Below are 13,493 nucleotides of genomic sequence, written 5' to 3'. Positions count from 1 at the left end.
TCTGTGCCGCTATTTCTTGAACAGTTTTTTAAAGAAATTGGCCTTTGGCTTTTCCTCCTGCCCCGTCGGCTCACTGACCGGAGCCGTGGGTGCAGGTTGAGATGCAGCAGGGATCTGCTGGGGAGCGAAACGTGAGGAGTTTTCCGGGATAGGCTGGGTGTAGTCGATGGCGGCGGGTTTCATCATGGGGGCCGCCTGGCTATTCAGATTCACCACTTTTGGGGGCAGTGCTTTGCCATCTTTTCCATATTCGTGCACGACCTGTTGAAAAACCTCTCCGCGCAGATTCATGAGCCGATCCTCTTTTCGCCGTCCAAATTCATCATAAATGGACTGCACGCGGGCCACCAGGTTTCCGCGGCCATCATAGACATTGCCCTGCATGGGCTCGCCCTTTTCATTCAGCAGGAAGATTTTTTTTACAGTGAGCTGGCCAGCCGTATTGTAGGTCGATTCCGTCAGTTCACGAGTATTCGGGTCGCGGACTGATTCCGTGCGGGAATCATCCGCATGGTAGATCGTGCGCCCAACAACCGCCTGGGGCGGATTGCCATGAGCCAAGCCCACCAGTGAAAGGGAATAAATGCCAAAAATGACAGCGCAATTTTTCATGGTTTCCAAAGAACGTTGGGGCAGACTACCCGCTGCCCTTGTTTTCGACAATCTCCAATTCTTTCTATGAACCTGCCTGACTCCCCAACCGCCCAAGACTGGAGCTTTTTTCTGGAAACTCTGACCGCCAGTTTTGGCTGTGTAACTGGCACCTTGCATCGCTATGATCCTGCGGACAAGCATCTGAAACTCGTCGCCCAGCTCGGCATTCCTCCACAGCTTATGCCCGTGATCCAATCCATTCCCATGGGCAAAGGCATCGCCGGGGCTGCTGCGGAGCGGCGTCAGCCTGTGGAGCTGTGTAATCTCCAGACGGACACCAGTGGCGTGGCCCGCGAAGGTGCCCGGCAGACTCAGGTCCAAGGCAGTCTGGCCGTACCCGTGCTGGCGGGGAACCGCCTATGCGGAACCCTTGGTATCGGCAAGCGTGAAGCCTATGATTTCACGGAAGAGGAAAAACAACGCCTCATCGACCTCGCCGCCTCCGTAGCCGACCGGCTGCTGCCAGTTTGAACATCATGCTGTGATAGGCTGCTGAATCTTGCCTTCTGAACTGGCCGTGCGAGAACGTCGCCTCTCTTGCTGGTCAGGTACCGTCATCCCCAGGGCTACAACCGCAACCACAATGACCTGGACGCCAAGGATTTGCAGTGGGAAATCCATTTGAGCATGCAAGGCCACACCGGTCAGACTGGTAAAAGCTGCGGCCTGGAAAACATGCCGGCTGGAAAAGAACGGCTGCCGCAATTGATGCATTGACCGATAAGCCGCCCTCAACGCCCCCAGCCCAATGGCGATCCAGAGTCCGCCGCCCAGCCAGCCCCATTCCAGTAGAGTCTGTAGAGTATCCTGATGGGCAAATCGCCACCTTTGATCCGGCACCTTCTCCGGATGCGTGGTCCCCACATCCAGAAACACGGCCTCGAACGTTCCTGGCCCAAAGCCAGTCAGTCCAGCCCGAGGCAACTCACCGAGGCAAAACCTTGCGCTGGCATAACGGCTCTCAGTTTGCATCCGTTTCATGCTCATTTCTTGCCAACGCACATGCGCCTTATCCGCTCCAAAAGCCAGAGCCAAACCGCCGCCCGCCAGAATCATCAGCGATGTAGTAATCATCAAAGGTCGCCTAATTTCATCTACCCCGGTCACACTGCGCAAGAAACTAGGCAGCACGAGTCCAATCCACACAACTATCAACACAGCAAACAGCATATGCCCCGCCTTCGAAACATTTACGATGACCGCGGCCATCATCAACAATATCCCCGCCATCAGGAGCGCCCGCTTTAGTTGATTCCGCCCGCGTGCAAAGCTCTCTAGAGTCAGTGCCGCCACAAAAGGCCAGCATAGATTCAGAAGAGCCGCGGCATTAGCGTGGTACCAGAAGCCAGCAAATACCGTTATCGGTAAAGTCCGCCCCTCCCAGTAATTCCAGACGTCTCCAGCGGTCTTTTGCGCAATGCCATGAGCCGCTACCGAGCAACCGGTCAAAGTCACCGTCCAGATGATTGCTTTTCGCCAACCCGACTCCCGCGCCATATCCAGCATGATCCATAGCAGACCGATTAATCCTGTAAGCCTGCGCATCGAGCGCATCGCCATTTCTAGATCGACTGTACCCGGCAGCCAGGCGGACCACGTCGGCCTTTCCAGAGGAAACAAGATCATGAGTTTTTCGTCAAATTTAGCCTGAGGATTTAACACAGCTGCCCAGCCTAAAGCCATCAAGACCAAAGTTACCGGGAGTATCCACCCGACCTTTGGCAACCGCCCTGCTATCGCCCATGCAACTAGCGCAGCAGCCGACAACCAAAGCATCACTGTCGATATCAGATCGATCGTCCAATCCAGAGTCCCCCCGTACAACCAAGGCGTAACCACAGTCACTAGCAATGCCCCAACGCGTACCACGCCTAAAGGAAGGTTTCTTAGAACTACATGAGATTTCACAACAGCCGACATGTGCATCAGGCCTGCCATGCCAGAACCTTCACTATGAATCAAGCAAACCCATCAGGATTAATGCCCGAAAGCTAGCCTCAAAATTCAATAAATAGAATAGAACAATAGCCCTAAAATCTTGGGATCTACTTCCTCTGCCCTCATTTTCTCAGCCCCCAAATAGCAAAAAAGACACCCTTTTGGGTGTCTTTTTTAAATGTGCTGCTAATGCGAGTCTTCTTCAAATCGCTGGCGGCATTTTCTCCCGATACCTCCAAACCAGCGGCAGCAAGGGCAGTGCCTGCCAGTATCGGGGCACAAACTTCAGTGGATCCGCAAAGCATCGGAACAGCCACCCCAGCCCTGCGCGGTCAGCCCAAGTAGGGATTGACGCCTGAGTTCCCGCCAGAAAGGCGATTGCAGCCCCCGTGCAAACCAGACCCGGAGACGGCGTCAGTTGCGACTTTAACCACGCTCCCAGCACCTCCTGCTTACCACCCGCCAAATTGATCATCACTACCCTCGGACGATATTCTCGCAACCTCTCCAGCAACAACGCATCCTCAATCGCCCCCTTCGGATAAAAAGGTGCCACATAGCTATTCTCCGCATTCACCTCAAACCCCTGCGTCCTCAACCATCTCCCGATAGCATCACATTCCTCCTGCGACGGCATGATCCAGAACATCGCCCCCGGTGCTTTCAGTTCCTCACAACCCACAATTGCCTCCACAAACTTCAGTCCCGAATGCCTCGGCACCCGCTTCCCCGTCACCGCTGCATACACCGCCACCATCACCGCACTGTCCGTCAGCGTCACATCCGCCTCCTGCACCGCCGCCCGGTAAGCCGGCAGATTCCGCAGTTCATTCGCCAGATTAGGCCCGGATGGAGCAATGACCAATGCGCCTTTCAAAGTCTCTCGAAGAGCACCTTCAATGCCGCCAACAAAAAACGACAGTCCGAGGATGGAATTCGTCTCCATATCAACTTTTCCAACGTGGTTTGATGGCCTCGCAAGGATTACCGCTGCAAATCATCCCCGCCGGAAGATCATGAGTAATGACAGAACCCGCAGTCGTCACACATTCATTCCCCAACGTTACCCCCGGTCCAACGAAGCAATTAGCTCCCACCCAGCACCCCTCCCCAACCGTGATGGGTGCGTTGCGATAATCAAAGGAAGGACTTCGGAAGTCATGATTGCCAGCACACAAAAACGCCCTTTGGGAGATGCATGAATGAGATCCAATGACCACCGGTTCAAAATTCAATATTTGCGCTTCCTCACCTAACCAGACGTGATCACCCAGCTCAAGCTTCCACGGAAAATGGATGTTAAGACGCGGCTTTAAAACTACCCCTTGTCCCACTCGAGCGCCAAACATTCGTAAAATCCTGACTTTTATGAAATTAGGCCATGGCAAGGGCGAAAGGAATAACAAACATTTCAGCAAGTACCAGATGGCCTCGACCTGTTTTGATCGCCCACGCACCAGCCCGCGCCGGGCATCAAAAGTATCGAGTCGAACGTAGCTCATCCTCAACAAGTATTGCCGTTCAAGCTTTCGACAACAGGTCATCGCACGCCCGGGCGAGTTCCCTTGCAATCTGATCCCAGGTATATTTCAGGCCAATCAATTGCCTGCCCAACTCCCCCCTTTGTCTCCGTTCCTCAGGTCCCGCCCTCAGCGCATCTCGCAAAGTATCGGCCAGCGCGCCTACCTCCGGTTCACATATCCATGCTCCGCCTGCTGCCGCCAGCTCGGGAAAGTTGCATTCATCCGTCATCACCACCGGCAGCCCATAGCTCGCCGCCTCTACCACCGCCACGGGAAACCCTTCGGAATATGAAGGCAGGGCAAACAGATCCGACGACCGAAACAGCTCCGCTTTGGCCCCACCGCTGACAGCCGGCAAAAACACCACTTTTCCCTTCAGGTCATGCCGCCGCACCATTTCCTGCACCTCTGCCAGATAGCCATTCTCATCCGGCCCAACTACGTACACCTCCCAATCTTTCATCTCCTGCCTGGCCAGCGCCGGGATCAGCAGGTCAAACCCCTTCTTGGGATGAATCCTCGACAGCAAAGTCAGTCGGTAGGGCCGCTCTTTCGCAGGGATCAGTCCCGTGGCTAGACCCACCTCTTTCTCAGGTGGCAAATGCACCCCATTCGGCAGCACAACGATCGGTGCAGTAAACCCCTGCGCCCGGATCTGGTCTGCCTCCTTACCCGTCAATGCCCGCCACAATCGCGTCGCCCGAAAATTCCCAGCCTGAAAAATTCTGTTGGCCACATATTTCTTGACCTGCGAACGCCGCAAAATCCAAGGATCGAAAAACCCCTGCGGATGCCCAACCAAAGGCAGTCCGCGTTTCCGTGCTGCCCTCCCCAGGATCGCATTGGTCCCCACATAAAACCCATGCTCATGCACGATGTCCGTCTGACCCAGCCGTTCCCTCGCCGCCTTCACCAGCTCCCACGAAAAATAAGCCTTCTCCGGCCCCCACCTAGCATACTCCCACACGCAAGACTCCATCCGGCTTTCACCACCACACGTCGCCACCAGCTCAGAGGCTGTCCCCTGACGAATCAAAGTCCGGTGCAATTCCAGTGCCGCCAGCCCCAGCCCCCCGCCCTGTAGCGTTTCCAGCGATTGAACATAATGAAGGTGTCTCATTTGGGGAACTCACGTGGACAGAGCCTTCTCCGCCGCCCTAATCGCATTCTCTGCAAAGTTCTCGCAGCCCCACTTCTCGATGATATTCAGAGATTCAGTCCCCATCCGCCTGCGCAACTTTCCATTGTCACAGATCTCGCCAAGCCTTTGAGCCAGATCCTCTTCAGACTCCGGTGAAAAAGTGTACCCATTCTGCCCTTCCAAGACCAAATCTTCAGCGCAACCCGCAGTCTGCGAAACTAGCACCGGTAATCCGCAGGCCATCGCCTCATTCACCACCAGCCCCCATTCTTCATAGAGGCTGGGCAGCACAAAACAATCCGCCAGGGCATAAAAAACCGGATTCTGGTCAATCTGCCGGAAACCATAGAAGAGGACATCAGCCGAAGGCAGTCCCTCTCCTGAATCCGACAGATCTTGCCAAGCTAGCTGCAATACATCACACAATCTCTTCAATCCGGTTTCCTCTTCACCGCTACCCACCAAAACCAGTTTGGCCCCCACCCCGCAGCCACGCTTCCGCATGGTGAAATAGGCCTTGATCAGCAAGGACAAATTCTTTTTACTGACCATCCTGCCCAGGTTGAGAATGTAACGTTCTGGCAATCTCAATTCCCGCCTGACCTTCGTGGCATCAGCCCGTGCTTCATTGGCTGCCTGTTGGAAATAGTCATTGTCCACCGCATCATAACCAGTAAAAATTCGCTCTTTAGCCATTCCCAAAGACGCAAAGTAACGTCGGTGCGGAGCCCCTCCCAAGAGGGCTGCATTAAACAGCTTCAACAAGGCACTCTTCACATGCCGTCCAATGGCACCGCTTCTTTCCGTGCCTGCATGACTCTCGTTCATCATCACCGTCCGTGCCCCGGCCAGACGCGCCACAAAAACAATTGCGAGAGATCTTGGAGGCCAGTAGCTCGGACAAAAAACAACCGCAGGCTTTAACTCCCGAAACAGCCTGGAAGCACACCTCAGGACCTTCAGAAACCCCAACTTCTCAGCAGGCAAATCATCTTGCAGAGCAATCACCTCGGCACAGCCCTCTTGAAGGGTGCTCCCCTCCCAGTTGTAGGTCATAGTGTGGCGTGCCACTTGGACAGGGATGATGGGGACCGCCATCTTCTTCATCAACGCAGTCACACGGGCATAATGATAAGGTCCAAAATGATCCCACACAATTATCCACGGACGCAGTTGAACTGTCATTTCCCAGCCTCCGGGATTTTCATTCTTTCCAAGTCCACATTTGAGGTTTCGACCTCACTAGGATCACCGTATCCTTGTCCGCGAAGTCGAGCGAATTTCACCAATTTAGACAGCCCCCAGCAGGGTAGCAGCATATACAGCAGTTGATACGTGTATTGCCACAAGAAAAACCTGGTCAGGTAAAGAGCGTTCACTGCCACCAGACCATAGGCGCAGATTTTGAAGTAGCCTGGTCTCATCTTCAGGATCTTCATATCCATCCAGGAGAGAATGCCTCCCAGCACCAGCATGCATCCCAGCATCCATACGCGGCCTCCATCCCCAATAAAAAAGCCGGCAATGCCGGGCGAGTAGGGCGCACCATGGGTATATCCCACGTCTTGGAGCAGTCCCTTCTCAGGCTTTCCAGCCCAAAGTTTTCTTGGCACAATGTGCAGGGGCACATAAATCCAGGACATCAGATAAGGCTTTTTGGTGGGCTCCCATTCGTTCGCGGCCACAAAGGTGTCAAAGATGTTCATATCGCCACCGGAGTCGAAAAATCGCCAGTAGCTGGCCGGGTTCAGCACCTCTGCTACCTGGTCCGCCAGTTCACTTTTGACCCCTTTGTTTTCCAACATCCGTGTTTCACCCAAAGTTCGGAAAAGAGGCAGTAAAAAGACCAGCGGCACAATCAGCCAGAAATAGCTTACCCTTCCTCTGTATCTGAACATGAGGCAAAGGCCTGCTGCCATCAGAGGAGTAATGTAAGCCCCCCGGAAAATCGTCACTTCTCTCGCAAGCCAGGACGTCATCAGCAGCATCAGAAAAGAAAGCGCCAGCCGATATCTGGCAGCCCCTTTCTTTCGCCCGCGCCACCGTTCAAGGGCTACGCCGATCCCAAAAATCTGAATTCCCTGGAGCACCATGGGAAAGTCATAGGCGTAGGCTCCCAACGCGCTGCCATAAAGACCACGCCCACCTCCGCTCATAGTCATCATCGCCGCCAGTGCAGCGGCCTGCATTAGCAGGCCCAGGTTGGAAGCTTTGGAGGAGACAAAAAAATCCTGCGAGGCAGCCAGCATCCGATCCCTGGATAATCGTGAAAGTTGGCGTATCTTCCATCCTCCGCCCATCCGCTGCAGATGCACCCCGAGAGCGAAACACCACAGCCCCGCACTCGCCCACCAAAGCCCCCGCAGCAACATCTCCTGGTTGATGGTTAGGTTAAACAACGTGCCAAACAGATCCATATCCCCTTCCAACAAGAGATGCAAAGGCCGCATCCCAAAAAATAAGAAAGACATAAAGATGAAAGCACCAGCAGATGTCACATGCCTTTCTGCCACAAATCCAGCAAGCAAAATCGCCTGCGCTGCCACCAGGCAGAGCGTGCCCATCTCGTAGCCGCCAAAGGAACCTGACAGGATCAGCAAGAGGGAGAAAAGTAACGGCATGAGGGACAGGGCGGCAGTTTAGCAGTGATCAACTGGACGTCATTGGTGCGCTCACAGACCTTTCGAAAGCTCATCAGTAAGCGCTAGATATTTTTGCTGGAGTTTTTCCATGTGGCAGCCTTCAGGCACTTCGGCTTTGGAGCTCCATCTCCCCAGCTCCTTCGGGTCACTAAGCACATGCCGAAGGCAGTTCTGAATCGCCTCGGGAGTGACCTCATCTAGCACCCAGCCGTTCTGGCGATGTCGGACAACACGTGCGCAACGGGCAGATACAATCACGGGCACCCTCCTAGCCAGTGCTTCAAGCTGGGTAATGGCGAACCCATCCGATAAAGTTGGGAGAATGAAAACATCGGCCCAGTCATACGCAGCGTTGACTCCATCCCCATTCACGGGCGGCTGCACCTGAATCTTCCGGGACCACCCTTCTTGTTTTATCCACGGTGGTAGCTCCATCGCCACCGGCCCAACCAATCGCAACTCAACCGGTTCATCCCCAAGCCCCTTTACGGCATCCAGCAACTGCGGAACCCCTTTCCTTAAGCACAGCCTTCCCAGGAACAAAACGCGCAGAAGTCGTTCCTTGGTAAATTTTGCCGGATAGACCTTGGGTTGCGAAAGTGCTGTTTCGTTTTCATACAACAGCGGTAACACCCGCAGTTTGCCCTTGGCAATACCTTGTTGCCTAAGCAGTGATTCTGACCACTCAGAATTGGCGATGATGATATCCGCCAATTCCGTTTCCTCACGCCAGCGTCGCCAGTAATTTTCAGAAGGCTGTTCCCCAGGCGATTCCAGATTCGCATATTTACGTGAGCCTTCTCTGACAATCTCCCATTCAAGCGATCCGGGATCAATTTGGCCAAGCACTGTCTTCCATCCCGCTTTTTTGGCAACTCGTAAAGTCTCCAGGCCAGAATACGAATAGGAAAAGCAAATTCCGCTCCGGCTGGTCTTCACCTGCTTCTGCATAGCCTTTGCGGCCATTTTCTGAAACCGCAGATCTTCTGCTTCGATCCGCTGCCACCACGACCCGTTGAAAAACCTCTCCCATAACCTTCGTGGCAGTACCCTTTCATTAAAGGAAGTCACTGCCGACTGTTTCAGTTCAGCATGCCAGCGTGAACGCAGTGAACTTGGCGACCATTTCTGCCAACCTGGAGGCACCCAAACATCCGTGATCATCCGGTCCAGAAGACTCGCACCGGCGAGAATCCGCGGGGTCGCATAATGCTCCCGACAGTTTTTATGAATAACCGTCCATGATTTCATCAGGTAGTCCGGGACTTCTTCGGGTAGGGTATTGAGCAAAATCTCATCATTGACTTTCCAAAGAAAGGGCCTGTCCGAATACGGACCTGTACGGCAATTGAGTGGAGAAACAGAAATTTCACAATAATCTAACTTTTACGTAATGTTAGGTTTATGCAATCCGAATCAGAGGCAGTATCCCCCTCAACTGAATAACCATTCTGGAGGGACAGCGTAACAAGTTCGTTCCCCTTTTCGTTTCTGTGATGCAGCTCTAATGAAATTTGATACGGAAAACGATTTTGCCGAAACATCGCCGGTAAAACTTCGTATTCCGCACCTTCTGCATCTATCTTGAGCCAGGTTTCATGATCCCCTTCCGGTAATTCACATGGGATGGGTGGGAAATCACTTTTTGACTCCGACATGTATCCATTGTAGGATGCCTGCGCATGGAAATACAGATCACAAGACTTCGACCACACTCCCATGCACCGCAATTCGACCTTCAATTCATTGTCTCTTGCATTTTTTTGAAGCAATACAAAGTTGGAAGCGGAAGGCTCGTAACAGATTAGGGGAACTTCAGGATACAAGCGGGCAGCAATGATCATAAAAGCACCGATGTTTGCTCCGGCGTCGATGATTCTGGATGGGGGAGACTCTGGAAGCAGGTGTTCCTCCCCTCGTATTAACTCTCCCGCAATCAAATAGTCAGCAAGATCGCCTTCCCGCAGGGAAAAAAATGTCAACTGATCATTTATTCTGACTTTAAGAGTGACGAACTGATCGCGAGACCACCATCCAATTATCTTAGGAAGCAATAATCTGAGGAATCTTCGGTGAGTGCCCAGGCCTGAGTATACAGCAATGCAGAAACATGCCAAGCGGTCTCTAAAGTTCCAACCAATCTGGCACCGTTTAAAATTTTTTTTGGTTGAGCTGTACATATATGGTTGTTAAATTTTCTATGCAGTGACGTTTTGGACAAACTCCAGAAGATTTCCGCCCGGAAAATCGAAATAAGTAATATCCGCTGAGCTCGCCGCTTGACAGTCAGTTGGCTGGTTCCCAATAAAAAATGAGCGTGAAGGATCGTGAGGAGTTTCAGACATCGCGCGCAGCAACATGCCAGGCGCAGGTTTTCTATCCTGGCTAACTTGTCGATAGACTGGCACAACAGCATCGGGATGGAATGGACAATGATAAACGGCATCTAGGTGCGCCCCATCCTTTGCCAACTCTTCACGCATCCATCGGGTAAGAATTTGGAAATCTTCCTCGGTATACTTCCCTTTCGCGATACCAGCCTGGTTTGTGATGAGAATAACGTAATAGCCCTTCTCATTGAGGTATTTAACGGCTTGTCGTGCTCCTTCGGTCCAGCGGAAATCCTCGATTTTGTATAAATGACCAATATCCTCATTTAAAACGCCATCACGGTCAAGGAATGCAATTGGCTTGCGTTCCCACCTGGGTATGGATAATTCCCCAGCCGCTAGACTGTCCGGAACTCCGATGTCAATGAAAAAAGCATCCGATTCAAATCCGGCAAGCAAACCACGACTCGCTAGATCCGGCAGCAAATCCGTTTCCAAAGAAGAGCGGCCTTCTGGAATCCCTGCTACGTGCTCGCGGAGCAAACATAAAACCCCGCCGTTGATCATACCCCGGCCGGTCGTGCTCTTCTCATGTAAACCGACTACTCTTTCGCCATCTAAAACAACGCGCCCGTAGCGACTGGTGTCATTCACAGGTCTCAGAGCCATAACGTTTGTAGTGCAAGTATTCATCATGGCCGCCAGATTGACATCGAACAAGGTGTCTCCATTGAGGACAAAGAATCGTTCGTCAAGCATCGGAAGGCATCCTCGCAATGCTCCGCCAGTTCCCTGCGGCGTGGTCTCAACGGCATACCGGATCGTAAGCTCATGATCCGCACCATCTTGAAAAAAAAGCTGGATTGGCTCAGAAAGATGGCCCGTAGCGAGAATGACTTCTCTGATGCCCTTGCGTTGTAAATTCCTGACAAGATAATCCAGAAACGGTCTGCCTCCGATGTCCATCATCGGCTTCGGAAGCAGCCGGGTTTTGTCTCCTAACCGCGTGCCCAGACCACCGGCTAGCACAACAGCTTGTACAGGATGGGTTATTATTTTACTGTCCATGATTCTACTCCGTCTACACAGAAACGAAAAGGAAGAAGCCTGCCTCGCCTTTCCAGGAGTGCCCGCTCGAGACGATGTCTCAATGATGGCTCAACGAGAAACATCATGAACCCCCCACCTCCGGCCCCGGAAACCTTCGCTGCGATTGCGCCAGCCCTGCGTGCTTCAGCGATTGTCTCATCAAGAGACGAATTGCTAATGCTGGAGGCAAGCATTTTCTTCGCTTCCCAAGATCGATTGAGGATTTGGCCAATTTTTTCGAAGTCGCCCCTGAGCAGAGCATCCTTCATTCTGATGGCATCCTCTTTGAGGCGGTGGGTTGCATTGATAGCCTCGCTTTCGCCTTGTTCAACCATCTTGACCTGTTCTTCGATGATACGGGATGATTCACGAGGTACAGAGGAATAATATAAAACGAGCGATGTTTCCAACTCGTTCATAATCCAGCTCTTAATTCTCAGCGGGTTAACAACGACATGCTCTTCTGGGCGGAATTCAATATAATTCACACCACCGAACGCTGCAGCATATTGATCCTGGCGTCCTCCCGTTTGCTTCAGACGCACGCGTTCCACCTCGAAAGCAGTGCGGGCGATGTCATATTCACCCAGGGGCAGACGGAGCCACTCCGAGTACGCTTGGATCATTGCCACCACCAGTGTGGATGAGGATCCAAGACCTGAGCCTGGAGGAGCATCAGCGCTGGTGGACATGCGCAGGTGAAGGGGCTTCCCATCATTGAAACGCTCTACAATCAGATTGTAGGTCTCCCTGTGCAGACTTAAGCCTTCAGGAACTTTTAAATGAGAACATGCTGTGTGATATTCCACCTGGTCTATATCAAGTGCATGAAATTCAATCGCCGCCGTGTTCAAGGGCTCGATGGTGCAATGAGCATAGTGGTTTATCGTCGCGTTCAAAACCTGGCCGCCATACAGATCACAATAGGGCGAGACATCTGTTCCTCCTCCCGCCAGACCAAGTCTAAGCGGTGCACGGGCTCTATACTTGGTCATAAGGATTTGTTAGTGGCTTGCCGATCATCTCCATCAGGGGGGATATGTTTCGCTTCCAGCTCGCGTAGCGTGAGTATCCGTCCCAATCACATGTCGACGGGTCAGTCGGGACATGAAGTGCAGTTCCAATGGCAGCTTCATTATCAGGATCCACGAAGATACCCAGATTATACTCAATAATCGCATCACGCAACGGACTAGCGCCGGAAGAACCTAAAACTGGTTTTCTATACGCCGCTGCAATATTTAAAACACCACTCTGAGAATGAAACGAAGAGCTATAAGTAATAAGGACCAAGTCACACGCAGAAAAGTAGAGCGGGACACTTTCGTCTGCTATGAAATCCGTGTCAAAACGGACCCGGTCTGCGACTCCGCAGGTGGAAGCAAGCTCCAGGTATGAACTGACTGGACGGTCATTAGCACTCTGCTGACGTCCTGCAACAATGAGGAATACATCAGGACTTGAGATCATCGCACGAATCACCAGATCAATGTTTTTGTTGTTGCGAAGGAACCCGAAGGAAAGAAGAATTCTCTTATCCGTCGGCAGGCCAAGCCCTTGTTTGGCATCTTGTTGATCCAACGGTTCCACGCTCTGTTGATAGACTCCTACGGGGACTGTGTGGATATCAATGTGTTGAGGAACTCCTGCGGATTTAGGTAGGTGCTGATGACAAAACCCAAATTTCAAGTCTCTGTACGCAAGTTTCACAGACCAATCATGCATCCATTGTGGGCCTATCCGGTAATCACGCACAGGATCATGCAAGTTCGCTCCAATGAAGATTCCCTGGCGGCGGATCTTAGAGAGAAAATGGGCCCACAAGGGCGAGAAGTACTCCATGTAAGTTTCCAGCAGTAGTATCTGGCAAGGGTGTTGTTGGAGCCATGCATTCAAGATTTTGTATCGTTGAACTAGAGCCCTTAATCGCCGGGCTTTATTTAATAGACCCCCGCCGACAGGGAGAGACGGAAAGACAGGCTTTATACAATAACCAGTCACTCGTCCTTGAAGGAAATCCGGGCTCGTCAGAACGACAACCGAAGCTCCCTGATTATGCAATTCCTGAGCCTGATAATGCACATGCTCCGCCAATCCACCTAGCGATGTCGGTGCAAAAATGACAACGTCAATTGCCTCTGAATCTGAATTTTCAGGGTTCTTCACAATGAATAGC

At 52.4% G+C, this 13,493-nt stretch carries 13 protein-coding genes; 1 reads left to right on the top strand and 12 read right to left on the bottom strand.

The features are described from left to right. Window positions 1–9: 9 nt before the first annotated feature. Window positions 10–612 carry a hypothetical protein gene (locus EI77_RS12450; RefSeq protein ID WP_133795582.1) on the bottom strand — a complete coding sequence of 201 codons (603 nt, stop codon included), beginning with the start codon at window positions 610–612 and terminating at the stop codon, window positions 10–12. Window positions 613–678: 66 nt separating this feature from the next. Here EI77_RS12450 and EI77_RS12445 point away from each other — a divergent pair, with 66 nt between their 5' ends. Continuing rightward, window positions 679–1,125 (top strand): GAF domain-containing protein, encoded by a 447-nt coding sequence (locus EI77_RS12445; protein WP_133795581.1) that lies wholly within the window; start codon window positions 679–681, stop codon window positions 1,123–1,125. Between the two features lie 3 nt (window positions 1,126–1,128). Here the strand turns inward: EI77_RS12445 and EI77_RS12440 are convergent, their stop codons facing one another. The 11 genes from EI77_RS12440 to EI77_RS12390 all read right to left on the bottom strand — a co-directional run bounded on the left by EI77_RS12440 (window position 1,129) and on the right by EI77_RS12390 (window position 13,483). Continuing rightward, the gene (locus EI77_RS12440; RefSeq protein WP_133795580.1) at window positions 1,129–2,340 is read right to left on the bottom strand and encodes an O-antigen ligase family protein; all 1,212 of its coding nucleotides are present in this window, start codon (window positions 2,338–2,340) and stop codon (window positions 1,129–1,131) included. A 454-nt stretch (window positions 2,341–2,794) separates the two neighbouring features. Next, the gene (locus tag EI77_RS12435) at window positions 2,795–3,538 is read right to left on the bottom strand and encodes a WecB/TagA/CpsF family glycosyltransferase (protein ID WP_133795579.1); all 744 of its coding nucleotides are present in this window, start codon (window positions 3,536–3,538) and stop codon (window positions 2,795–2,797) included. Window position 3,539: 1 nt separating this feature from the next. Further along, window positions 3,540–4,094: a WcaF family extracellular polysaccharide biosynthesis acetyltransferase gene (locus EI77_RS12430; RefSeq protein WP_133795578.1), complete on the bottom strand. Its 555-nt coding sequence runs from the start codon at window positions 4,092–4,094 to the stop codon at window positions 3,540–3,542. 19 nt (window positions 4,095–4,113) lie between these two features. Then, a complete protein-coding gene (locus EI77_RS12425; RefSeq protein WP_133795577.1) occupies window positions 4,114–5,235 on the bottom strand; it encodes a glycosyltransferase in 1,122 nt (373 codons plus the stop codon). Window positions 5,236–5,244: 9 nt separating this feature from the next. Then, entirely contained in the window at window positions 5,245–6,441 is a 1,197-nt protein-coding gene (locus EI77_RS12420) for a glycosyltransferase (protein ID WP_133795576.1), read from the bottom strand. Then, entirely contained in the window at window positions 6,438–7,877 is a 1,440-nt protein-coding gene (locus tag EI77_RS12415) for a hypothetical protein (protein WP_133795575.1), read from the bottom strand. The genes EI77_RS12420 and EI77_RS12415 overlap by 4 nt, the downstream gene beginning before the upstream one ends. 51 nt (window positions 7,878–7,928) lie before the next feature. Then, window positions 7,929–9,188 (bottom strand): glycosyltransferase family 4 protein, encoded by a 1,260-nt coding sequence (locus tag EI77_RS12410; protein WP_133795574.1) that lies wholly within the window; start codon window positions 9,186–9,188, stop codon window positions 7,929–7,931. A gap of 89 nt (window positions 9,189–9,277) precedes the next feature. Further along, window positions 9,278–9,880 (bottom strand): FkbM family methyltransferase, encoded by a 603-nt coding sequence (locus EI77_RS12405; protein WP_166647215.1) that lies wholly within the window; start codon window positions 9,878–9,880, stop codon window positions 9,278–9,280. A gap of 216 nt (window positions 9,881–10,096) precedes the next feature. Next, window positions 10,097–11,296 (bottom strand): HAD-IIIA family hydrolase, encoded by a 1,200-nt coding sequence (locus tag EI77_RS12400; RefSeq protein ID WP_208300343.1) that lies wholly within the window; start codon window positions 11,294–11,296, stop codon window positions 10,097–10,099. Next, complete coding sequence (locus tag EI77_RS12395; protein ID WP_133795572.1) at window positions 11,281–12,312, bottom strand: GHMP family kinase ATP-binding protein; 1,032 nt, start codon at window positions 12,310–12,312, stop codon at window positions 11,281–11,283. The genes EI77_RS12400 and EI77_RS12395 overlap by 16 nt, the downstream gene beginning before the upstream one ends. Beyond that, complete coding sequence (locus tag EI77_RS12390; RefSeq protein ID WP_133795571.1) at window positions 12,299–13,483, bottom strand: glycosyltransferase family 4 protein; 1,185 nt, start codon at window positions 13,481–13,483, stop codon at window positions 12,299–12,301. The genes EI77_RS12395 and EI77_RS12390 overlap by 14 nt, the downstream gene beginning before the upstream one ends. Window positions 13,484–13,493 lie beyond the last annotated feature (10 nt).

This window comes from Prosthecobacter fusiformis, assembly GCF_004364345.1.
GTDB classification, from domain to species: Bacteria; Verrucomicrobiota; Verrucomicrobiia; order Verrucomicrobiales; family Verrucomicrobiaceae; genus Prosthecobacter; species Prosthecobacter fusiformis.
This window is presented reverse-complemented; position numbering and strand designations above follow the sequence as displayed.